The sequence below is a fragment of the Mycobacterium lehmannii genome, from assembly GCF_002245535.1.
Taxonomy (GTDB): Bacteria; Actinomycetota; Actinomycetes; order Mycobacteriales; family Mycobacteriaceae; genus Mycobacterium; species Mycobacterium lehmannii.
Genome location: NZ_NKCN01000034.1, coordinates 1 through 21,865, shown reverse-complemented (window position 1 = coordinate 21,865; position 21,865 = coordinate 1). Strand labels below are relative to the sequence as shown.

Genomic DNA, 21,865 nt, shown 5'->3' with positions numbered 1-21,865 from the left:
GGTGACTCACGTACTGCCGCCGGGACTGAGGGCCACTTCCGTGGTGGCGGCATCCAGCGCGAACCTCGGCCCGGGTTTCGACAGCCTGGGTATCGCGTTGAGCCTCTACGACGAGATCGTCGTCGAGACAACGGATTCCGGTCTGACGGTCGAGGTCGAAGGCGAGGGGCGGGGCCAGGTGCCGCTGGATGAAAGCCATCTCGTGGTGCGGGCCATCCGGCGAGGGCTCGACGCGCTGAACATCAGCGCTTCCGGCATGACGGTGCGCTGCCGCAACGACATTCCACACTCCAGAGGCCTCGGATCCTCGGCGGCAGCGGTGGTAAGCGGACTCTCGGTCGTCAACGGCCTTGCGGCGCAGACTTCTTCGGAGATCCTTTCCGAACACGACCTCGTCCAACTGTCCTCGGAGTTCGAAGGGCATCCCGACAACGCCTCGGCGGCGGTGCTGGGCGGCGGCGTGGTGTCCTGGACCGAAGGACCGGAGTCGGCGCCCCGATTCGACGCCGCGCCGATCCGGGTGCACCCCGACATCCGCCTGTTCGTCGCGATACCGGACGAGCGCTCGTCGACCGCAGAGACACGCGTGCTCCTACCGGAGAAGGTCAGCCATGCCGACGCGCGCTTCAACGTGAGCCGAGCCGCCCTGCTGATGGTCGCGTTGACAACGCGGCCCGACCTGCTGATGCCCGCGACCGAAGACGTCCTGCATCAGCCGCAACGGGCGTCGGCCATGCCGGCTTCCGCGGAATACCTGGGGGTCCTGCGACGTTGCGGCGTAGCAGCGGTGCTCTCAGGAGCGGGTCCGTCGGTACTTGCACTGTGCACGTCCCCGGAGTTGCCCGCAGAAGCTCTCGAGTGCGGTACCGCGAACGGGTTCACCGTCAAACCCATGACCATTGGTGACGGCGCGAAGTGGATGTCAGGCGCAGCAGCACGACGCTGAAAGCGGTCGGAACAGGAATCACAGGAGCAACACGACACCCATGTCTTTCTTGCTTCCCGTCCCGATGCGGGATATTCTCGCTGTCGTCAGGCAATCGCAGCGTCTCTACCTGCGCCGACAATAGGACACCACCCATTTTCCCCGTGGTCTACTCGTGGATTGACGGTTCGCCGTATACCGGCGAGGCCCGGCCATCACCGTTGCAGGGGCAATGGTGGGGCCCATGCGTTCAGTGGATCGACTGATCGCACCGAATCCCCGCACGACTCGTTCTGCGAGGGAAAGAAAGGACATCCGTGACTGAAACGGACCTGATCACGGCTGGGGGCAGCAGCGAAAACGGTGAGCTGCCAAACGCCGTGAGTTCAGATTCTTCTACTTCTGCGGCGGCGGACGCGCCGAACGCCACGCCGACCGCCGAAACCGCACCGACCGCCGAGGTCGCTTCGGGCAACCGCGGGGGCGCCTTGTCGACCATGGTGCTGCCCGAACTGCGCGCCTTGGCCAAGGAAATCGGCGTCGAGGGCGCGTCCGGTATGCGCAAGAGCGAACTGGTCGCCGCCATCCGTGAGCGGCGCGGCGATTCGAACGGCCGCGGAAAGGCTTCCGCCGGTGGCGAGGCTCCCGCGAGCAGCGAAGCCAAGACCGCCGAACCCGCCAAGGAGGCTCCGAACGCCGAGCAGGGCGCCGAGAGCGGCGACGACCGTAATTCCAACGCCGACGCCGAGCAGCAGCCCCGGCGCCGTGAGCGTCGTGGCGCGTCGCGCGGAGCCGGCACACCCGACGCTTCGGGTAACCAATCGGACAACGCCGCTGGCGACGCCAAGACGGGTGACCGCCAGAACGACCAGTCGAACAAAAGCGACCAGTCCAACAAGTCGGACAGCAAGTCCGACGGCGACCAGCAGCAGGGCGACCAGCAGGGTGGCCAGAACCGCGGCGGCGGAGGCGGCAACAACGACGACGACGGCGAAGGCCGGGGCGGTCGTCGCGGTCGCCGGTTCCGGGACCGCAGGCGTCGTGAGCGCGGTGGCGGTGACGGCGGCGGTGACCGCGACACCGAACTGCGCGAGGACGACGTCGTTCAGCCCGTTGCCGGCATCCTCGACGTTCTCGACAACTACGCGTTCGTACGCACCTCCGGTTACCTGGCCGGCCCGAACGACGTCTACGTCTCGATGAACATGGTGCGCAAGAACGGTCTGCGCCGCGGTGACGCCGTGACCGGCGCCGTGCGCGTGCCCCGAGACGGAGAAGGCGGCGACAAGAATCCGCGGCAGAAGTTCAATCCGCTGGTGCGTTTGGACACCGTCAACGGCAAGCCGGTCGAGGAGGCCAAGAAGCGGCCGGAGTTCAACAAGCTCACGCCGCTCTACCCGAACCAGCGGCTGCGCCTGGAGACCAACACTGAGAAGCTGACCACCCGCGTCATCGACCTGATCATGCCGATCGGCAAGGGTCAGCGCGCGCTGATCGTGTCCCCGCCGAAGGCGGGTAAGACGACGATCCTCCAGGACATCGCCAACGCGATCACCACCAACAATCCGGAATGCCACCTGATGGTGGTGCTCGTCGACGAGCGTCCGGAAGAGGTGACCGACATGCAGCGCTCGGTCAAGGGCGAGGTCATCGCCTCGACGTTCGACCGGCCGCCGTCCGATCACACCCAGGCCGCCGAACTGGCGATCGAGCGGGCCAAGCGGCTCGTCGAGCAGGGTAAGGACGTCGTCGTGCTGCTCGACTCGATCACCCGCCTCGGCCGCGCGTATAACAATGCGTCGCCGGCCTCGGGTCGCATCCTGTCCGGTGGTGTCGACTCCACTGCGCTGTATCCGCCCAAGCGGTTCCTCGGTGCGGCCCGAAACATCGAAGAGGGTGGCTCGCTGACCATCGTCGCCACCGCGATGGTGGAGACCGGGTCGACCGGTGACACGGTCATCTTCGAGGAGTTCAAGGGCACCGGCAACGCCGAGCTCAAGCTCGACCGCAAGATCGCCGAGCGGCGCGTCTTCCCGGCCGTCGACGTCAATCCGTCCGGTACCCGCAAGGATGAGCTGCTGCTGTCGCCGGACGAGTTCGCGATCGTGCACAAGCTGCGGCGCGTGTTGTCGGGGCTGGATCCGCACCAGGCGATCGACCTGTTGATGAGCCAGCTGCGCAAGACCAAGAACAACTACGAGTTTTTGGTGCAGGTCTCCAAGACCGCTCCGGGCTCGATGGACGCCGACTGACCGCGTGCTGATTTCGGTGCCGCCGGTTGCGCTGAGCGCGACGAGCGGCACCGAAACCGCTCATCGGTAGGGGTCGGTGATCTCGCGCAGTGCCGTCAGCGCGTCGCGAAGTTGCTGAAACCGGCGCTCACCGAGGAAGCGTCGCCACTCGTCCTCGACTTTGGCGATCTCCTCGCCCGCGGCCCGGCACACCGCCATGCCCTTGTCGCTCAACGTGACGAGTCGAGCGCGCGCATCCGTGGGGTCCGTCGTGCGCACCACATAACCGGACCGCTCCAGTTGATCGATCAGCGCGCCGGCGGTCTGCTTGGTCACGCGTGCCTGCTCGGCGAGGTCGGTAAGCCGCATTCCGCTCGAATTCACCTGCCGCAGGTCAAGGCGCTGCATGAGCCTGGACTGCGCGAGCGTGATGTCGTCGGCACCTGCCGCGACCAATGCCTCCATGACGCGTGCCTCGGCAGCACGATGGCCGATGAACATCAACGTCGCCGTGCTGACCCAGTCGCTCACCCCATTGACCTTAGTACGGGATCCTGACTATATTCGTCAGGGTACCTGACTAACTGGAGGAGGCGTCCGTGGAGTCCGACACCGTTTGGCGGAATATCGACGAACAGCGCGCGGGCCTCGCCGACATGCTCGACGGCCTCGAACCCGAACAATGGTCGACACCGACCCTGTGCGAGGGATGGACCGTTCGTGATGTGGCCGCCCACATCACACACTCCGCATCAGGTAAACCGAGATTGCTGTTCGAACTGCTGCGATCCGGCTTTCGGATCAACGCGATGATCTATCGAGTAGCGGTGCAGGACAACCGATCTCCTGCAGAGCTCACCGCGGCGCTGCGCGCCATGCGGGGATCGCGTAAACGCCCGCCGGGCACCGCCGAACTCGACCCGTTGATGGATGTGTTGGTGCACACCCAGGACATCGCGGTGCCGCTTGGAATCGACCGTCCCATGCCGGTCGACGCGGCGGTCGCTGCGGCCGAAAGGGTGTGGACGATGGGCTTCCCCTTCCAGGCGCAGCGACGCTTTCGTGGCGTGCAACTCGCCGCGACGGACGCCGAATTCCAGGCCGGCGAGGGCCGCCGCGTCGAGGCGCCGATCCGTGACATCCTCATGACGCTCGTGGGCCGGCCCGCCGCCGCCATCGACGTCGCCTAAAGATCACTCGGCGGGTCGGCTCGCAGTCCCGGCATGACGTAGCGGCGCAGATGCCGCAACACCGCGTCGCCGTCGCTGGGATCGAGCGTCTTACCGGGTACCGTTGCCAGCGAAATCAGCACGCGGGCAAGCCATTCCGATGCCGCGGCGACGTCCGTGTCGGGGTGGATCTCGCCCGACTCGCGCGCGGTGATCAGGTAGCGAGACCAGAAATCTGCCAGGTCGGGCACCAGGCCCTGGACGCCGGCGCCTGCGCACGCGGCGAACTCCTCGGGCTCGTCGATGCGCAGCTTCATCAACAACGTGCCAGGGTCGTCATAGGCCGTGCGCCCGTGCAGGACGCCGGCGGCGAGCTGCCGGTCGAGTCCGTCGACGCGCTCGAGCATCTCGTGCGCCTCGGACCAATAGGCCTCGTTGAGCCGCACGATCGCCGCCCCCAGCAGCGAGACCTTGTCGGGAAAGTGGCGATACAGCCAACCGCGGGAGACGCCCGCCACCTCAGCCACCTCGGACACAGTGGTCGCGCGGATTCCCTTGGCGCGCAGGCAGATCTCGGCCGCGTCGATCAGTCGATCGCGGACGCTCTTGGTGGCGGCATCGCTCGTCACCGGGTGGGCTCCTCCGTTAACCTCGCCCTCAAGTGGGCCGATCGGAGCATTGTGTCATGGTAGACACAATCGCGAATCTGTTCACTGTCGGAAGGTGAGCCATGGCGGACACGCTCCAGCAGCTGCTCAACGAGCGTGCCGACCGCGACACCGTCGCCATCCGGTACGGGAACCGCACCTGGACGTACCGCCAGTACGTTGCCGAGGCGAAGACGCAGGCCGCCGCGCTCATCGGGGCCGCCGACCAGGACCGTCCCCTGCACGTCGGCGTCCTGCTCGGCAACACCCCCGACATGCTGATCGCGCTGGCTGCGGCCGGCCTGGGAGGCTACGTGGTGTGCGGTATCAACACCACGCGCCGCGGTGAGGCCCTGGCGCGCGACGTCGCCAAGGTGCACTGTCAGTTCCTGATCACCGACGCCGAGCACCGCCCGCTGCTCAACGGTTTGGACCTTCCGGGGGTCACGCTGCTCGACACGTCCAGCACTGCCTGGTCCGACTTCCTGGCCACCGCGACGACATTCGTTGCGCACCGGGAAGCCGCCGTCGACGACACATTCATGATGATCTTCACGTCGGGCACCAGCGGTGAGCCCAAAGCGGTCCAGGTGGCCAACCTCATGGTGCTGTTCGCGGGCAACGCCTTGGCCGAGAAGTTCGAACTCACCGAGCGCGACGTCTGCTACCTGTCGATGCCGATGTTCCATTCGAACGCCGTGGTGGGCGGATGGGCACCCGCACTCGTCGCCGGGGCCGCGATGGTGCCCGCCAAGTTCTCCGCGTCGCGGTTCCTGGCCGACATCCGACGCCACGGCGTGACCTACATGAACTACGTGGGCAAACCGCTGGCCTACGTGCTGGCCACACCCGAGCAACCAGACGATCGCGACAACCCGCTGCGCGTCGCATTCGGCAACGAGGCCACCGACCGCGACATCGAGCAGTTCAGCCGGCGCTTCGATGTCACCGTTGACGACGGCTTCGGCTCGACCGAGAACGCCGTGATCATCACCCGCACCCCCGACACACCGAAAGGCTCGATCGGGCAAGGCTTTCCAGGCGTGGCGATCTACAACAGCGACACGGTCACCGAGTGCCCGGTGGCGGAGTTCGACGAGAACGGCGCGTTGACCAACGCCGACGTGGCGATCGGCGAACTCGTCAACACCGACGGCAGCGGCCTGTTCCGCGGCTACTACAACGACCCGGACGCCACCGACGAGCGGATGCGCCACGGCATGTACTGGTCGGGGGATCTGGCCTACCGCGACGCCGACGGCTACATCTACCTGGCCGGGCGCACGGCCGACTGGATGCGGGTCGACGGCGAGAACCTCGCGACCGCGCCGATCGAGCGGATCCTGCTCCGGTTGCCGGCGGTCAACCGCGTCGCTGTCTATCCGGTGCCCGACGAACTCGTCGGCGACCAGGTGATGGCCGCCCTGGTGCTGCAGGACGACGCCGAACTCGATTCGGGGGCGTTCGAGCAGTTCCTGGCGGCCCAGCGGGACCTCTCGCCCAAGGCCTGGCCGCGGTACGTGTGGGTGGCCGACGACCTGCCCAGCACCGCGACCAACAAGATCCTCAAGCGTGAGCTCGTCGCGCGGGGAGTCACACCCGACGGCAGAACCCTCTGGCGGCGCGACGGCAGCAGGTACCAGCCCCTTTAGGCGCGATTGTGGGGATATGGCACGCCAAACCGCCCCGCCGCGTGCCGGTAACCCACGTTCGGCCGGAGGTGGAAGCGGAATACCGCCCGGTGCGCACGCGTTTAGGCACTTGGCGGCCCTAGCTGGCATAATGGACCGCCGACCCTCGGTTCCGGTTCACGCCCGTCACCTCCAGCACGGAGGGGCGACCCGGGGCCACGATCGAAGAGGAAACCATGAAAACGGGTATTCACCCTGATTACGTAGAGACCACCGTGCACTGCGGCTGTGGCCACACGTTCACCACGCGCAGCACCAAGCAGAGCGGACAGATCCACGTCGAGGTCTGCTCGCAGTGCCATCCCTTCTACACCGGCAAGCAGAAGATCCTCGACAGCGGCGGCCGGGTGGCGCGCTTCGAGAAGCGCTACGGCAAGCGCAAGGCTTCCGCCGACAAAGGCTCAGCGGACAAGTAGCGTCCTTTCCGGCGCCCGTTCTGCCGCATCAGCGGCCAGGCCGGGCGCCGGTTTGCGTTCGCGAGGGGCTACGGAGAGGAGGTCGACATGGCTCGCGCGCAGTCCCCGACTCAGTCGGGAGGAGCGATCGACACGCTGCTGGCCGAGCATGCCGACCTCGAACGCCAACTCAGCGATCCGGACCTGCACGCCGACGCCGCCCGCGCCCGCAAGGTAAGTAAGCGCTTCGCGCAGGTGTCGCCGATCGTCGCGACGTACCGCAAGCTCGAGGCAGCCCGCGGCGACCTAGAGGCGGCACGGGAGCTGGTCGCCGACGACCCGTCGTTCGCGGCCGAGGTCGACGAGCTGGTGGCCACCGTCGAGCAGCTCGACACCCAGCTGACCGACCTGCTCGCACCCCGCGACCCGCACGACGCCGACGACATCGTGCTCGAGGTCAAGTCGGGGGAGGGCGGCGAGGAGTCCGCGCTGTTCGCCGCCGACCTGGCCCGGATGTACATTCGTTACGCCGAGCGCCACGGCTGGACCGTCACCGTGCTGGACGAGACCTTCTCCGACCTTGGCGGCTACAAGGACGCCACGTTGTCCATCCGGAGCAAGGGTGACTCCGCCGACGGCGTGTGGTCGCGGCTGAAGTTCGAAGGCGGCGTGCACCGGGTGCAACGCGTCCCGGTCACCGAGTCGCAGGGCCGCGTGCACACCTCCGCGGCCGGAGTGCTCGTCTACCCCGAACCCGAAGAGATCGAGGAGGTGCAGATCGACGAATCTGATCTGCGCGTCGACGTCTACCGGTCGTCGGGCAAGGGCGGCCAGGGCGTCAACACCACCGACTCCGCGGTGCGCATCACCCACCTGCCCACCGGCATCGTCGTCACCTGTCAGAACGAGCGGTCGCAGCTGCAGAACAAGGCCCGTGCGATGCAGGTGCTCGCCGCGCGACTGCAGGCGATGGCCGAGGAGCAGGCGCAGGCCGACGCCTCGGCCGACCGCGCCAGCCAGATCCGCACAGTGGACCGCAGCGAGCGCATCCGGACCTACAACTTCCCGGAGAACCGGATCGCCGATCACCGGATCAACTTCAAAGCGCACAACCTCGACCAGGTGCTCGACGGCGACCTCGACGACCTGTTCGACGCGCTGGCCGCCGCCGACAAGCAAGCGAGACTGCAGGCCACATGACCCGGCCCAGCCCGGCGCCGGCATCCACCACGCTGAGCCAGACCATCGACGCCGCCGCGACGGTGCTGGCCGAAGCGGGTGTCGCCACGCCGCGCGTCGACGCCGAACTGCTGGCCGCGGACGTGTTGGGCACCGACCGGGGCCGTCTGCGGTTCATCGAGGCCGGACCCGAGTTCGCGGAAAGATACGACGATCTCATCGCCCGGCGCGCCCGGCGCGTCCCGCTGCAGCACCTGGTCGGCACCGCCGCGTTCGGACCGGTCGACGTGCACGTCGGCCCGGGCGTGTTCATCCCACGCCCCGAGACCGAAGCCTTGCTGGAATGGGCTCGGGCGCAACGGTTACCCGATGCCCCGGTGGTCGTCGACCTGTGCACGGGCAGCGGTGCGCTGGCGCTCGCGCTGGCGAATGACCGGCCCGACGCGCGCATCATCGCCGTCGACGACTCCGAGTCGGCGCTCCAATACGCGCGACGCAATCTCGCCGGAACGGCCGTCGAGGCGGTCTGCGCCGACGTGACCGCACCCACGCTGCTGCCCGAACTCGACGGTTCGGTCGACCTCATCGTCGCGAATCCGCCCTACATTCCCGACGGTGCGCAGCTGGAACCCGACGTGGCCGACCATGATCCGGCCCACGCGTTGTTCGGGGGACCCGACGGGATGCGAGTGATCGAGGCGATCGTCGGCCTGGCGGGCCGGTGGCTGCGCACGGGTGGGTTGGTGGCCGTCGAGCACGACGACACGACGTCGGACCGTACCGTCGAGTGTTTCCGCCTCGCAACGCGTTTCGACGACGTCGTCGCCCGGCACGATCTCACCGGGCGGCCACGGTTCGTGACCGCGCGGAGGACCAGATGACGCCCGAAGGAGAAGTCGCGACATGAGCCAGTTGTTCGACTGCTCGGACGCCGACCAGCGTGAGACCGGTATCGCGTCGGCGATCAGCGCGCTCAAGGGCGGCCGCCTGGTCGTGTTGCCCACCGACACCGTCTACGGCGTCGGCGCCGACGCATTCGATGGTGAAGCCGTCGCGGCGCTGCTTGCCGCCAAGGGGCGGGGCCGCGACATGCCGGTGCCCGTTCTGGTCGGTTCGTGGCACACGATCGAGGGCCTGGTCTACAACGTGCCGAACAGCGCACGCGAACTCATCCGCGCTTTCTGGCCAGGCGCGCTGAGCCTGGTGGTACGCCAGGCCCCGTCGCTGCATTGGGACCTCGGCGATGCACACGGAACCGTGATGCTGCGCATGCCGTTGCATCCGGTGGCCATCGAACTGCTGCGCGCAGTCGGGCCGATGGCGGTCTCGAGTGCCAACGTCTCCGGACAACCCCCGGCAGTCACCGCAGAAGCGGCGCGCGAACAACTCGGCGAACAAGTCGAGGTGTACCTCGAAGCAGGACCATCCGAGCGGCAGGCCGCGTCGACGATCGTCGACCTCACCGGCGCACATCCCCGCGTGCTACGCGAAGGCCCGGTCGGTGTGGAGGCGATCGCGACCGTGCTCGGTGTCGAGCCGACGACTTTGACGGACTGAGATTGGCTTTCGTGCAGTACGGTTCACCGGTGGTCTACGCCACCGACACGCTGCTGGCACTCAACGATCGTGGTGCGGGCGTACCGATCCGGGAGCTCGCGCTGGTCGGTCTGACGGCCGCGATCATCACCTACTTCGCGACCGGGTGGGTCAGGGTCATGGCGCGTCGCTTCGGTGCCGTGGCGATTCCGCGCGACCGAGACGTGCACGCGCAACCCATCCCGCGGATGGGCGGACTCGCCATGTACATCGGCGTCGCGTTCGCCGTCCTGCTGGCCTCCCAACTGCCGGCGCTGACGCGGGGATTCGTCTACTCGACGGGCATGCCCGCGGTGGTCGTCGCCGGCGGGCTGATCATGGTCGTCGGCCTGATCGACGACCGCTGGGGCCTGGACTCGCTGACGAAGTTCGCCGGTCAGATCACCGCGGCGAGTGTGCTCGTCACCATGGGGGTGGCGTGGAGCGTGCTCTACATCCCGATCGGCGGCGTCGGCACCATCGTTTTGGATCAGGTGTCATCGATCCTGCTGACGCTGGCGCTGACGGTGTCGATCGTCAACGCGATGAACTTCATCGACGGGCTCGACGGGCTCGCGGCCGGCCTCGGGCTGATCACCGCATCGGCGATCTGCATCTTCTCGGTCGGGCTACTCCGTGACCACGGCGGCGACGTCCTGTTCTATCCGCCCGCGGTGATCTCGGTGGTGCTGGCCGGGGTGTGCCTCGGGTTCCTGCCGCACAACTTCCACCCCGCCCGGATCTTCATGGGCGACTCCGGGTCGATGCTGATCGGCCTGATGCTGGCGGCGGCGGCCACCACCGCCGCGGGCCCCATCTCGCAGACGGCGTACGGGGTGCGCGACGTCTTCGCGCTGCTGTCGCCGTTCCTGCTCGTGGTCGCGGTCATGTTCGTCCCCGCGCTCGACACCCTGCTGGCGATCATCCGGCGTACCCGCGCGGGCGTGCACTTCACGACACCGGACAAGATGCACCTGCATCACCGGTTGCTCCAGATCGGACATTCGCACCGGCGAGTCGTCCTGGTGATCTATCTGTGGGTGGCCATCGTCTGCTTCGGTGCGGCCAGCACGATCTTCATCGATCCGCGCTACAGCGGAGCCGTCATGCTGGCCGCAATTCTCGTCGCCGTCGTCGTGACCCTGATCCCTCTTCTCCGTCGGCGAAACGGCCAATTCGAGCCGATGTACGACGAAAAGTAGTAGACCCCCTTTTATGCCTCCCACCATGTGTTAGGGTGCATTCAGAACCCGAAAAAACCTCACGGGTTGCCGGCCCCCGGGCCATCGGTACACCACCGATCGGAACGGAACCACGACCGACAAAGGGAGCTGCCCCGTGGGTGATTCCAGCGAGCCGAACGCCCTCCGATACTCTCAGGGCGCATGCACGCAAATCATCGGGGCAGCCACCGTGAACCGCGGATTGAGGTGAAGTTGTGACGACGCCAGCGCAAGATGCGCCATTGGTGTTGCCATCCGTTGCGTTCCGCCCGTTACGGCTCTCGGTGATCTGCTTTGCGCTGACCGTGCTCGCCACGGTGGCGACCGCCCTGCTCGGCCATCCGATGGTCGGAATCTTCTTCGGCATCGGCTTGGGCCTCGGCTTGTTCAACGCAATTCTGGTACGACGATCGGCCCTGCGGATCACCGCCCATGCTCACCCGCTGAAGAGCAAGATGGCCGTGAACTCCGCCGTCCGCTTGATGGTCCTGACGGTGATCGGCCTGGTGATCGCGTTTGCGTTCCGGCCCGAGGGACTGGGTGTGGTCTTCGGAATGGCGTTGTTCCAGATGTTGCTCGTGTTCACGACCGCCGTGCCCGTCGCGCGGAAACTGCGCGCAGGTAGCCCGACTGACACCGTTGGACCCCAAGGGGAGGCCATCCAGTAATGACCGAAACCATCCTCGCCGCCGACTCCGGAATTCACGTCGGCACGCATACCGAGGCCAATTGGTTTGGGCTGACTGTCAACACCGATACGTTGCTCTCCGCGTCGATCGCCGCTGTGATCGTGCTGGCGCTGGCGTTCTACTTGCGCGCGAAGGTGACCTCGAGCGGTGTGCCCAGCGGAGTGCAGCTCTTCTGGGAAGCCATCACCGTCCAGGTGCGCAACCAGGTCGAGTCCGCGATCGGTATGAAGATCGCGCCGTTCGTGCTGCCCCTCGCGGTGACGCTGTTCGTCTACATCCTGATCGCGAACTGGCTGTCGGTCTTTCCGTGGCAGTACAGCGACGAGACCGGGATTCACGAACTGCTCAAACCCGCGGCCGCCGACATCAACTTCGTGTTGGCGCTCGGCCTGTTCGTATTCATCTGCTATCACGCCGCCGGGTTCTGGCGCCGCGGTCCGCTCGGCCACCCCGTGCGACTGCTCAAGGGGCACGTGTCGTTCCTCGCCCCGATCAACCTCGTCGAAGAGCTCGCCAAGCCAGTCTCGTTGTCACTCCGACTTTTCGGCAACGTCTTCGCCGGCGGCATCATGGTCACGATCATCGCCCTGTTTCCGGCGTACATCCTGTGGGCACCGAATGCCCTGTGGAAGTCGTTCGAATTGTTCATCGGCGCCATCCAGGCGTTCATCTTCGCGCTGCTGACGATCCTGTACTTCGGTCAGTCGATGGAGCTTGAGGATGAACATCACTGACCACGTGTAAATGCTCGACAAAACCACCTGGTAGGACTGCTACCAGAAATCAAGGAGGATAAGGAATGGATCCCACTATCGCTGCCGGAGCGCTCATCGGCGGTGGACTTCTTCTGGGCGGCGGCGCCATCGGTGCCGCGATCGGCGACGGTGTCGTCGGTAGCGCTCTGGTCAACGGCGTAGCCCGCCAGCCCGAAGCTCAGGGTCGTCTGTTCGTGCCGTTCTTCATCACGGTGGGTCTGGTGGAGGCCATGTACTTCATCAACCTGGCGTTCATGGCGCTGTTCGTGTTCGCCACGCCGGTCGGAGGTTAAAGCCGGCCATGGCTGACTCGAACGTCGTTCTGTTGGCGGCTGAGGGAGGCGGTCAGAGCAACTTCCTCATCCCCAACGGCACCTTCATCTTCGTGCTGCTGATCTTTTTGATCGTGCTCGGAGTGATCGCCAAGTGGGTCGTGCCCCCGATTTCTCGGGTCCTGCATGAGCGCGAGGCGATGGTGTTCAAGACGGCCGAGGACAACAAACGGGCAACCCAGTTGAGGGCTGCCGCGGATGCCGACTATCGCAACGTGATGGCGGACGCCCGCCGCGAGGCGACGTCGGTCCGTGAAGAGGCCCGTGCAGAGGGTCGCAAGATCGTCGACGACGCGCGGGCCCGCGCCAATGCGGAAGTCTCGACACTTCTGCAGCAGGCGAACGAACAGCTCACGCAGCAGTCGCGGGCACTGACGACCGATCTCCAGTCGTCGGTGGAGACGTTGGCCGCCAACCTCGCTAGTCGGGTGCTCGGCGTCGACGTGGCGACGCGCACGGTGCCGGTCGCGACAGGACGGGAGCGCTGACGCATGTCGACCTTTATCGGCCAGCTCATCGGCTTCATCCTTATTGTGTTCCTGATCGTGAAGTTTGTCGTGCCGCCGGTGCGCAACATGATGAGGACCCAGCAGGAGACGATCCGCGATCAGCTGACCGAACACGCCGAGGCCGAGAAGAAGGTGGCCGACGCCGATACCGAGCACGCAAAAGCTCTGGAACAGGCCAAGGCCGAGGCCGCACAGGTGATCGAAGAGGCTCGCAGGGACGCCGAGATCATCGCCGAGCAGCTGCGCGCACAGGCCGACGTCGAGCTCGAGCGCATCAAGACGCTAGGGGCGCAACAGGTTCAGCTCCTTCGCCAGCAGCTCGTTCGCGAGCTCCGGCAGAGCCTCGGTGCCGAATCGGTGCAGCGGGCAGGCGACATCGTGCGCGACTTCGTCTCCGATAGCGCCGAACAATCCGCGACTGTCGACCGCTTCCTCGCCGAGCTCGACGAGATGGCCCCGTCGACGACGACGTTCACCGACGTCGTCACAGCGAAGCTTCGCGCCGCCAGCCGCGACTCCCTGGCTCAGCTGGTCGAGCGGTTCGATGGGGTGGCCGACGGTCTGGACGGGGAAGCGCTGACGCGGCTGGCCGACGATCTGGCGTCCACCTCGAAACTGTTGCGCCGCGAGCCCGTGCTCTCCCGGCATTTGGCCGATCCCTCCAGTGCTGATGAGCCCAAGGTTCAGCTCGTCGAGCGGTTGCTCTCGGGCCAGGTCTCGGACTCCGCGCTCGACCTGATCAAAACCGCTGTGTCGCAGCGCTGGTCGGCCACGTCCGATCTGATTCACAGCATCCAGCACCTCGCCCGGTTGGCACTTCTGGTGCGGGCCGAGGGGGAGGGTCAGATCGAGGACGTCGAAGATCAGCTGTTCCGGTTCAGCCGCATCCTCGATTCTGAGCCGCGCCTGATCTCGTTGCTGGGTGAATACACCGCCCCGCTCGAGGGACGAATCGGGTTGCTGAACAACGTGCTTGGGCGACGGGCGAGCAAGAACACCGCCGACCTGCTGCGTCAGACGCTCGATCTGCTGCACGGGGAGCGCGCCGACGAGGCCGTTCGCGAACTCGCGAACCTGGCTGTCTCGCGGCGCGGTGAGGTCGTGGCGCAGGTTCGCGCGGCCGCTGAGCTCAGCGACGCCCAGAGCGAGCGGCTCACCGAACTGCTCACCCGTATCTACGACCGTCCGGTGTCGATTCAGCTCGACGTCAACCCCGAACTGCTCGGCGGCTTGACGATCGCCGTCGGCGACGAGGTGATCGACGGGTCGCTGGCGTCGAAGCTGGCGGCGGCCGAGACCCGTTTACCCGACTGACCCACCACACCAAGACCCACACACGAAGTAGGAAGAACACCATGGCAGAGTTGACGATCTCGGCGGATGAGATCCAGGGCGCGATCGAGGAGTATGTCTCCGGCTTCGAGGCGGACACCGAGCGCGAAGAGATCGGCACCGTCATCGACGCCGGCGACGGCATCGCTCACGTCGAGGGTCTCCCGTCGGTGATGACCCAGGAGCTGCTCGAGTTCCCCGGCGGCGTGCTGGGCGTGGCACTGAACCTCGACGAGCACAGCATCGGTGCCGTCATCCTGGGTGACTTCGAGAAGATCGAAGAAGGCCAGCAGGTGAAGCGCACCGGCGAGGTCCTCTCGGTGCCGGTGGGCGACGCCTTCCTCGGTCGCGTGGTCAACCCGCTGGGCCAGCCGATCGACGGCCGCGGCGAGATCGAAACGACCGAACGGCGCGCGCTCGAGCTCCAGGCGCCGTCGGTGGTGCAGCGCCAGGGCGTGAGCGAGCCGTTGCAGACGGGCATCAAGGCCATCGACTCGCAGACCCCGATCGGTCGCGGCCAGCGTCAGCTGATCATCGGCGACCGCAAGACCGGTAAGACCGCGGTGTGTGTGGACACCATCCTCAACCAGCGGCAGAACTGGGAGTCCGGCGATCCCGATCAGCAGGTCCGCTGTGTGTACGTGGCGATCGGGCAGAAGGGCACCACGATCGCCAGCGTGCGCCAGACCCTCGAAGAGGGCGGCGCCATGGAGTACACGACGATCGTCGCCGCGCCGGCGTCGGACTCGGCCGGGTTCAAATGGCTTGCGCCGTACACGGGCTCGTCGATCGCTCAGCACTGGATGTACGACGGCAAGCACGTGCTCATCGTCTTCGACGACCTGACCAAGCAGGCCGAGGCGTACCGCGCGATCTCGCTGCTGCTGCGTCGCCCGCCGGGCCGCGAGGCGTACCCGGGCGACGTGTTCTACCTGCACTCCCGGCTGCTGGAGCGCTGCGCAAAGCTCTCCGATGAGCTCGGCGGCGGTTCGTTGACCGGTCTGCCGATCATCGAGACCAAGGCCAATGACATCTCGGCGTACATCCCGACCAACGTCATCTCGATCACCGACGGTCAGTGCTTCCTGGAGACCGACCTGTTCAACCAGGGTGTGCGGCCGGCCATCAACGTGGGTGTCTCGGTGTCGCGTGTCGGTGGCGCCGCACAGATCAAGGCGATGAAGGAGGTGGCCGGGTCGCTGCGTCTGGACCTGTCGCAGTACCGCGAACTCGAGTCGTTCGCTGCGTTCGCCTCCGATCTGGACGAGACCTCGAAGGCGCAGCTCGACCGCGGCGCCCGGCTCGTCGAGTTGCTCAAGCAACCGCAGAGCAGCCCGATGCCCGTCGAGGAACAGGTGGTCGCGATCTTCCTCGGCACCAGGGGTCACCTGGATTCCGTTCCCGTCGAAGACGTTCAGAAGTTCGAGCGGGAATTCCTCGACCACGTGAAGGGGTCGCAGGAGGGCATCCTCAAGGAGATCCGGGAGAGCAAGAAGCTCTCCGAGGAACTGGAGGAGAAGCTCGAGAAGGTCGTCAACGACTTCAAGAAGGGCTTCGCCACCACCGACGGCAGCTCGGTCGTGCCCGACGAGCATGTCGAGGCGATGGACGAGGAAGACGTCGAAAAGGAATCGGTGAAGGTCCGCAAGCCCGCACCGAAGAAGAAGTAAGGCCTGAACACAGATGGCTGCCACACTGCGCGAATTGCGCGGCCGCATCCGCTCCGCGGGCTCGATCAAAAAGATCACCAAAGCCCAGGAGCTGATCGCGACGTCGCGAATCGCCAAGGCGCAGGCCCGAGTCGAGGCGGCTCGGCCCTACGACCGCGAGATCACGAACATGCTCACCGAACTCGCGAGCGCGAGCGCACTCGATCACCCGCTGCTCGTCCCGCGTGAGAATCCCCGGCGGGCCGCCGTGTTGGTGGTGTCGTCGGACCGAGGTCTCGCCGGTGCGTACAACGCGAACATCTTCCGGAGGTCTGAGGAGCTGTTTGCCCTTCTTCGTTCGGAGGGCAAGGAACCGATCCTGTACGTGGTGGGTCGTAAAGCTCTCGGGTACTACAGCTTCCGCAACTGGGACATCCAGGAGTCGTGGACCGGCTTCTCCGAGCGGCCCGACTACGAAAACGCTCAGGAGATCGCGAGCACGCTGGTCGACGCGTTCACGGCCGGCATGGACGACGAAGGCGACGACCCCGGTGCCGACAACGTCCTCGGAGTCGACGAACTGCACATCGTCTTCACCGAATTCAGGTCGATGCTGTCGCAGTCGGCGATCGCACGCCGGATCGCACCGATGGTGGTGGAGTACAGCGAAGAAGACCCCGGACTGCAGACGCTGTTCTCCTTCGAACCGGATGCCGAAACTCTCTTCGGCGCACTGTTGCCCCGGTACATCTCCACCCGCATCTTCGCCGCGCTGCTCGAGGCGGCGGCGTCGGAGTCGGCTTCTCGCCGGCGCGCCATGAAGTCGGCGACCGACAACGCCGACGATCTCATCAAGGACCTGACCCTGATGGCCAACCGCGAACGGCAATCTCAGATCACCCAGGAAATCAGCGAAATCGTCGGTGGCGCGAACGCGCTTGCGGACGCCGCCAAGAAGTAGCCCCAGAAAGCGAAGAAGACAATGACTGCTACTGCTGAAAAAGCGACCAGCACCGACACCGCGGGCCGCGTCGTACGTGTCACCGGCCCCGTCGTAGACGTCGAGTTCCCGCGCGGTTCCGTGCCGGAACTGTTCAACGCGCTGCACGCCGAGATCGGTTACAAGGACCTGGCCAAGACGCTGACCCTCGAGGTCGCCCAGCACCTCGGCGACAACCTCGTGCGCTGCATCTCGATGCAGCCGACCGACGGCCTGGTGCGTGGTGTCGAGGTGACCGACACCGGCAGCTCGATCTCGGTGCCGGTCGGCGACGGTGTCAAGGGCCACGTGTTCAACGCGTTGGGCGACTGCCTCGACGAGCCCGGCTACGGCAAGGACTTCGACCGCTGGTCGATCCACCGCAAGCCGCCTGCGTTCGATCAGCTCGAACCCAAGACCGAGATGCTGGAGACGGGCCTGAAGGTCGTCGACCTGCTGACCCCTTACGTCCGCGGCGGCAAGATCGCATTGTTCGGTGGTGCCGGCGTCGGCAAGACCGTTCTGATTCAGGAGATGATCAACCGCATCGCCCGCAACTTCGGCGGTACTTCGGTGTTCGCCGGTGTGGGCGAGCGCACCCGCGAGGGCAACGACCTGTGGGTCGAGCTCGCCGACGCCGACGTGCTCAAGGACACCGCGCTGGTGTTCGGCCAGATGGACGAGCCGCCGGGCACTCGTATGCGAGTCGCGTTGTCCGCGTTGACGATGGCCGAGTTCTTCCGTGACGAGCAGGGCCAGGACGTGCTGCTGTTCATCGACAACATCTTCCGATTCACCCAGGCGGGTTCGGAGGTTTCGACGCTGCTGGGCCGCATGCCTTCGGCGGTGGGCTATCAGCCGACGCTCGCCGACGAGATGGGTGAGCTGCAGGAGCGCATCACCTCGACCCGAGGCCACTCGATCACCTCGATGCAGGCCGTGTACGTGCCCGCCGACGACTACACCGACCCGGCGCCCGCGACGACGTTCGCCCACCTCGACGCCACCACGGAGTTGAGCCGTTCGGTGTTCTCCAAGGGCATCTTCCCGGCGGTGGACCCGCTGGCGTCCAGCTCGACGATCCTCGACCCGAGCGTGGTCGGCGACGAGCACTACCGCGTCGCCCAAGAGGTCATCCGAATCCTGCAGCGCTACAAGGACCTTCAGGACATCATCGCGATCCTCGGTATCGACGAGTTGGCCGAAGAGGACAAGCAGCTGGTGCAGCGCGCCCGTCGGATCGAGCGCTTCCTGTCGCAGAACATGATGGCGGCCGAGCAGTTCACCGGGCAGCCCGGCTCGACGGTTCCGCTGAAGGAGACCATCGAAGCGTTCGACAAGCTGACCAAGGGCGACTTCGACCATCTGCCGGAGCAGGCGTTCTTCCTCATCGGCGGTCTCGAGGATCTGGAGAAGAAGGCAGAAAGCCTCGGCGCCAAGATGGATGCCGGCGGCGGTGACGGCGCCCCCGCTCAGACGGACTCGAACGGCGACGCCGACAAGGGCGACGATTCCGACAAGGACGAATAGCGATGGCAGATCTGGACGTCGACATTGTCGCCGTCGAGCGGGAAATCTGGTCGGGCAAGGCGACGTTCGTGTTCACCCGCACCACTGCGGGTGAGATCGGCATCTTGCCCCGCCATATCCCGTTGGTTGCTCAGCTCGTCGACGACGCCATGGTGCGCGTCGAGCGAGAGGGCGAGGAGGATCTGCGCATCGCCGTCGACGGCGGGTTCATGTCGGTCACCGGTGAAGGCGTGATCATCCTTGCGGAGTCCGCCGAACTCGAATCCGAGATCGATAGCGACCGTGCGCGGCAGGACTCCGAATCCGACGATCCCGCAGTCGCGGCAAAAGGTCGAGCCAGGCTTCGCGCCCTGGGCCAGATCGACTAGCGGTCGGCGCCTGGGCGAGCGGAGCGACGGGATAGACAGATGAGCGCGCTCATGTTCATCATGGTCGCGCTGATCTGCGTGCTGCTTTTCGTCGTGATCGCGCTGTCCTACCGGCTGTGGAAGCTACGGCAGGTAGGCGGTACCGCAGGGATTTTGCGGGACGTGCCGGCTGTCGGTGGCCAGGGCTGGCGCCACGGTGTAATGCGTTATCGCGGTGGCGAAGCCGGCTTCTACCGGTTGTCGAGTCTGCGCTGGTGGCCCGACCGTCGGCTGAGCCGCCGCGGCCTGGAGATCGTGTCGCGCCGCGGTCCGCGCGGCGACGAGTACGACATCATGACCGATGAAATCGTGGTTCTGGAGCTGCGTGATACCAGCCCTGAACGTCGTCGCGGCTACGAGATCGCGCTGGATCGTGGTGCGCTGACGGCGTTTCTGTCCTGGCTGGAGTCCCGGCCGTCGCCTCGCGCGCGGCGCCGAAGCTTCTAATCCGTTGCCGGACCGCCCGGTTGCCACAGCACGTCGCCCTGTGGGTTGGCAGCGCGGGACAGGATGAAGAGCAGATCCGACAGCCTGTTCAGGTATTTCGCGGGTAGCACGGTGATCGAATCGCCGTGATACTCGACCGCTGCCCAGGCCGATCGCTCAGCGCGGCGGGCAACCGTGCGAGCGACGTGCAATAACGCGGATAGGGGACTACCGCCGGGCAGCACAAACGAATTCAGCGCGGGTAGCGGCTCGTTGAACTCGTCGCACCAGGCTTCGAGTCGGTCGATATAGCTTTGAGTGATGCGCAGCGGCGGGTGTTCGGGGTTCTCGACCACCGGAGTCGAAAGGTCAGCGCCCGCATCGAAGAGGTCGTTCTGAATTTGCTTGAGCACCTTCGACGTTTGCTCGGTGGGACTTCCCAGGGCGATGGCAACGCCGATGGCGGCGTTGACTTCGTCGCAGTCGGCATACGCCACGAGGCGGGCGTCATTCTTTGACACCCTGCTGAAATCGCTCAGGCCCGTGGTGCCGTCATCGCCCGTACGCGTGTATATCCGGGTGAGATGGACCGCCATGGTCAAACCGTACCGGAACCCGTGGCCGAGGAAACTGACATGGCCCGCGGCGCTGTTTAGACTTACCCGCGTGAGCGAGCGATTCGTGGTGACCGGCGGAAACCGGTTATCTGGCGAAGTTGCCGTCGGGGGAGCAAAGAACAGCGTCTTGAAGCTGATGGCCGCGACCCTGCTGGCTGAAGGCACCAGCACGATCACGAATTGCCCGGACATCCTCGACGTACCACTGATGGCCGAGGTGCTGCGGGGTCTCGGGGCCACCGTCGAGCTGAACGGCGACGTCGTCCGGATCACCTCGCCCGACGAACCCAAGTACGACGCCGACTTTGCCGCCGTTCGTCAATTCCGCGCTTCAGTGTGCGTATTGGGGCCGCTCGTCGGCCGGTGCAAGCGAGCCAAAGTCGCGCTGCCGGGCGGCGACGCGATCGGGTCGCGACCGTTGGACATGCATCAGGCCGGCCTGCGCCAGCTGGGTGCGCGGTGCAACATCGAGCACGGTTGTGTGGTGGCCGAGGCCGACCACCTCCGCGGCGCCGAGATCCAGCTGGAGTTTCCCTCCGTCGGTGCCACCGAGAATATTCTGATGGCGGCCGTCGTCGCCGAGGGTGTCACGACCATCCACAATGCCGCGCGCGAACCCGACGTCGTCGATCTCTGCGCGATGCTCAACCAGATGGGCGCCCAGATTTCCGGCGCGGGCACCCCGACGATGACGATCACCGGCGTTGACCGGCTGCATCCGACCGAGCACCGGGTGATCGGCGACCGGATCGTGGCGGCGACGTGGGGGATCGCCGCCGCGATGACGCACGGCGATATCTCCGTGACCGGCGTGGACCCGCAGCACCTGCAGCTGGTCCTGCACAAGCTGCACGACGCCGGCGCCACCGTGACGCAGTCCGACGACGGGTTCCGGGTGGTCCAGTACGAGCGTCCGAAGGCGGTGAACGTCGCGACGCTTCCGTTCCCCGGTTTCCCGACGGACCTGCAGCCGATGGCGATCGCCCTGGCGTCGATCGCCGACGGCACGTCGATGATCACGGAGAACGTCTTCGAAGCCCGCTTCCGATTCGTCGAGGAAATGGTGCGCCTGGGAGCCGATGCCAGGACCGACGGCCATCACGCGGTGGTCAGGGGTATCCCGCAGCTCTCCAGTGCGCCCGTCTGGTCGTCCGATATCCGGGCCGGTGCCGGGCTCGTCCTGGCCGGGCTGGTCGCCGACGGCGATACCGAGGTCCACGACGTCTTCCACATCGACCGCGGTTATCCGCTGTTTGTCGAGAATCTCCAGAGCTTGGGCGCCGAAATCGAGCGCGTAGCCTGACCGGCACCGCCGGGCTGCCGCGAACTGTGTCCCTGGCCCCGGGACCCGCTTTGGGGTTTGTTCGGAACTGGCGTATCCTCTTGTGAGAAGCCCACGGCCCCAGGCCAATCGGACTGGCGGACGGGGTTTGACGTCTCTGTCCAGATCGGTATAGACTGGCAGGGTTGCCCCAAAAGCGGGTGTGTTGTTTGAGAACTCAATAGTGTGTTTGGTGGTTTTTGTTTGTTGTTGTTTTTTGCCATGCCCTGTTTTCCCGTTTGTGGGTGTGGTGTTTTTTGATGCCAGTTTTTGGTGTCTGTTTG

Annotated in this window: 23 protein-coding genes; 20 read left to right on the top strand and 3 right to left on the bottom strand. The window is 65.9% G+C overall.

Going from position 1 to position 21,865, the window contains the following annotated elements:
* The first annotated feature begins 1 nt into the window (after nt 1).
* Entirely contained in the window at nt 2-946 is a 945-nt protein-coding gene (gene thrB / locus CEX87_RS24645) for a homoserine kinase (RefSeq protein ID WP_068194475.1), read from the top strand.
* Between the two features lie 296 nt (nt 947-1,242).
* Nucleotides 1,243-3,177, top strand: coding sequence for a transcription termination factor Rho (gene rho, locus CEX87_RS24640; protein ID WP_068194478.1), 1,935 nt, complete (start codon nt 1,243-1,245; stop codon nt 3,175-3,177).
* Nucleotides 3,178-3,237: 60 nt separating this feature from the next.
* On the opposite strand, the gene CEX87_RS24635 is transcribed toward rho, so the two are convergent.
* Nucleotides 3,238-3,687, bottom strand: a complete 450-nt coding sequence (locus tag CEX87_RS24635; protein ID WP_064397788.1) for a MarR family winged helix-turn-helix transcriptional regulator — start codon at nt 3,685-3,687, stop codon at nt 3,238-3,240.
* A 68-nt stretch (nt 3,688-3,755) separates the two neighbouring features.
* Here CEX87_RS24635 and CEX87_RS24630 point away from each other — a divergent pair, with 68 nt between their 5' ends.
* Nucleotides 3,756-4,346, top strand: a complete 591-nt coding sequence (locus tag CEX87_RS24630) for a maleylpyruvate isomerase family mycothiol-dependent enzyme (protein ID WP_064397790.1) — start codon at nt 3,756-3,758, stop codon at nt 4,344-4,346.
* Here the strand turns inward: CEX87_RS24630 and CEX87_RS24625 are convergent.
* The gene (locus tag CEX87_RS24625; RefSeq protein ID WP_064397791.1) at nt 4,343-4,954 is read right to left on the bottom strand and encodes a TetR/AcrR family transcriptional regulator; all 612 of its coding nucleotides are present in this window, start codon (nt 4,952-4,954) and stop codon (nt 4,343-4,345) included. The genes CEX87_RS24630 and CEX87_RS24625 overlap by 4 nt on opposite strands.
* 101 nt (nt 4,955-5,055) lie before the next feature.
* On the opposite strand from CEX87_RS24625, the gene fadD1 reads away from it, so the two are divergent.
* From fadD1 to CEX87_RS24545, 16 genes are all read left to right on the top strand, one after another.
* A complete protein-coding gene (fadD1, locus tag CEX87_RS24620) occupies nt 5,056-6,624 on the top strand; it encodes a fatty-acid--CoA ligase FadD1 (protein WP_094289520.1) in 1,569 nt (522 codons plus the stop codon).
* 215 nt (nt 6,625-6,839) lie between these two features.
* On the top strand, nt 6,840-7,079 hold the full coding sequence (rpmE, locus tag CEX87_RS24615) for a 50S ribosomal protein L31 (RefSeq protein WP_094289518.1): 240 nt from the start codon (nt 6,840-6,842) through the stop codon (nt 7,077-7,079).
* Between the two features lie 87 nt (nt 7,080-7,166).
* Entirely contained in the window at nt 7,167-8,258 is a 1,092-nt protein-coding gene (gene prfA, locus CEX87_RS24610) for a peptide chain release factor 1 (RefSeq protein WP_094289516.1), read from the top strand.
* Nucleotides 8,255-9,118, top strand: a complete 864-nt coding sequence (prmC, locus tag CEX87_RS24605; RefSeq protein ID WP_094289514.1) for a peptide chain release factor N(5)-glutamine methyltransferase — start codon at nt 8,255-8,257, stop codon at nt 9,116-9,118. The genes prfA and prmC overlap by 4 nt, the downstream gene beginning before the upstream one ends.
* 22 nt (nt 9,119-9,140) lie before the next feature.
* The gene (locus CEX87_RS24600; RefSeq protein ID WP_094289512.1) at nt 9,141-9,794 is read left to right on the top strand and encodes an L-threonylcarbamoyladenylate synthase; all 654 of its coding nucleotides are present in this window, start codon (nt 9,141-9,143) and stop codon (nt 9,792-9,794) included.
* A gap of 11 nt (nt 9,795-9,805) precedes the next feature.
* On the top strand, nt 9,806-11,014 hold the full coding sequence (locus CEX87_RS24595; protein ID WP_094289542.1) for a glycosyltransferase family 4 protein: 1,209 nt from the start codon (nt 9,806-9,808) through the stop codon (nt 11,012-11,014).
* A 236-nt stretch (nt 11,015-11,250) separates the two neighbouring features.
* On the top strand, nt 11,251-11,703 hold the full coding sequence (locus tag CEX87_RS24590) for an ATP synthase subunit I (RefSeq protein WP_064397803.1): 453 nt from the start codon (nt 11,251-11,253) through the stop codon (nt 11,701-11,703).
* Nucleotides 11,703-12,458, top strand: a complete 756-nt coding sequence (gene atpB, locus CEX87_RS24585; RefSeq protein ID WP_064397804.1) for a F0F1 ATP synthase subunit A — start codon at nt 11,703-11,705, stop codon at nt 12,456-12,458. Before CEX87_RS24590 ends, atpB begins: the two co-directional genes overlap by 1 nt.
* A 65-nt stretch (nt 12,459-12,523) precedes the next feature.
* The gene (locus CEX87_RS24580; RefSeq protein WP_064347125.1) at nt 12,524-12,772 is read left to right on the top strand and encodes a F0F1 ATP synthase subunit C; all 249 of its coding nucleotides are present in this window, start codon (nt 12,524-12,526) and stop codon (nt 12,770-12,772) included.
* An 8-nt stretch (nt 12,773-12,780) separates the two neighbouring features.
* A complete protein-coding gene (locus tag CEX87_RS24575) occupies nt 12,781-13,299 on the top strand; it encodes a F0F1 ATP synthase subunit B (RefSeq protein WP_094289510.1) in 519 nt (172 codons plus the stop codon).
* Nucleotides 13,300-13,302: 3 nt separating this feature from the next.
* Nucleotides 13,303-14,634: a F0F1 ATP synthase subunit B/delta gene (locus tag CEX87_RS24570; protein WP_094289508.1), complete on the top strand. Its 1,332-nt coding sequence runs from the start codon at nt 13,303-13,305 to the stop codon at nt 14,632-14,634.
* A 41-nt stretch (nt 14,635-14,675) separates the two neighbouring features.
* Complete coding sequence (gene atpA / locus CEX87_RS24565; RefSeq protein WP_064397810.1) at nt 14,676-16,322, top strand: F0F1 ATP synthase subunit alpha; 1,647 nt, start codon at nt 14,676-14,678, stop codon at nt 16,320-16,322.
* Nucleotides 16,323-16,335: 13 nt separating this feature from the next.
* Nucleotides 16,336-17,262: a F0F1 ATP synthase subunit gamma gene (locus CEX87_RS24560; protein ID WP_064397811.1), complete on the top strand. Its 927-nt coding sequence runs from the start codon at nt 16,336-16,338 to the stop codon at nt 17,260-17,262.
* Nucleotides 17,263-17,283: 21 nt separating this feature from the next.
* Complete coding sequence (atpD, locus tag CEX87_RS24555) at nt 17,284-18,810, top strand: F0F1 ATP synthase subunit beta (RefSeq protein WP_064397813.1); 1,527 nt, start codon at nt 17,284-17,286, stop codon at nt 18,808-18,810.
* 2 nt (nt 18,811-18,812) lie between these two features.
* Nucleotides 18,813-19,178, top strand: a complete 366-nt coding sequence (locus CEX87_RS24550; RefSeq protein ID WP_064397815.1) for a F0F1 ATP synthase subunit epsilon — start codon at nt 18,813-18,815, stop codon at nt 19,176-19,178.
* Nucleotides 19,179-19,217: 39 nt separating this feature from the next.
* Entirely contained in the window at nt 19,218-19,664 is a 447-nt protein-coding gene (locus tag CEX87_RS24545) for a DUF2550 domain-containing protein (RefSeq protein WP_064397817.1), read from the top strand.
* Here the strand turns inward: CEX87_RS24545 and CEX87_RS24540 are convergent.
* The gene (locus CEX87_RS24540; protein WP_064397818.1) at nt 19,661-20,239 is read right to left on the bottom strand and encodes a cob(I)yrinic acid a,c-diamide adenosyltransferase; all 579 of its coding nucleotides are present in this window, start codon (nt 20,237-20,239) and stop codon (nt 19,661-19,663) included. The two genes, CEX87_RS24545 and CEX87_RS24540, sit on opposite strands and share 4 nt — an antisense overlap.
* 70 nt (nt 20,240-20,309) lie before the next feature.
* Here CEX87_RS24540 and murA point away from each other — a divergent pair, with 70 nt between their 5' ends.
* Nucleotides 20,310-21,563: a UDP-N-acetylglucosamine 1-carboxyvinyltransferase gene (gene murA, locus CEX87_RS24535; protein WP_064397820.1), complete on the top strand. Its 1,254-nt coding sequence runs from the start codon at nt 20,310-20,312 to the stop codon at nt 21,561-21,563.
* The last annotated feature ends 302 nt before the right edge of the window (nt 21,564-21,865 follow it).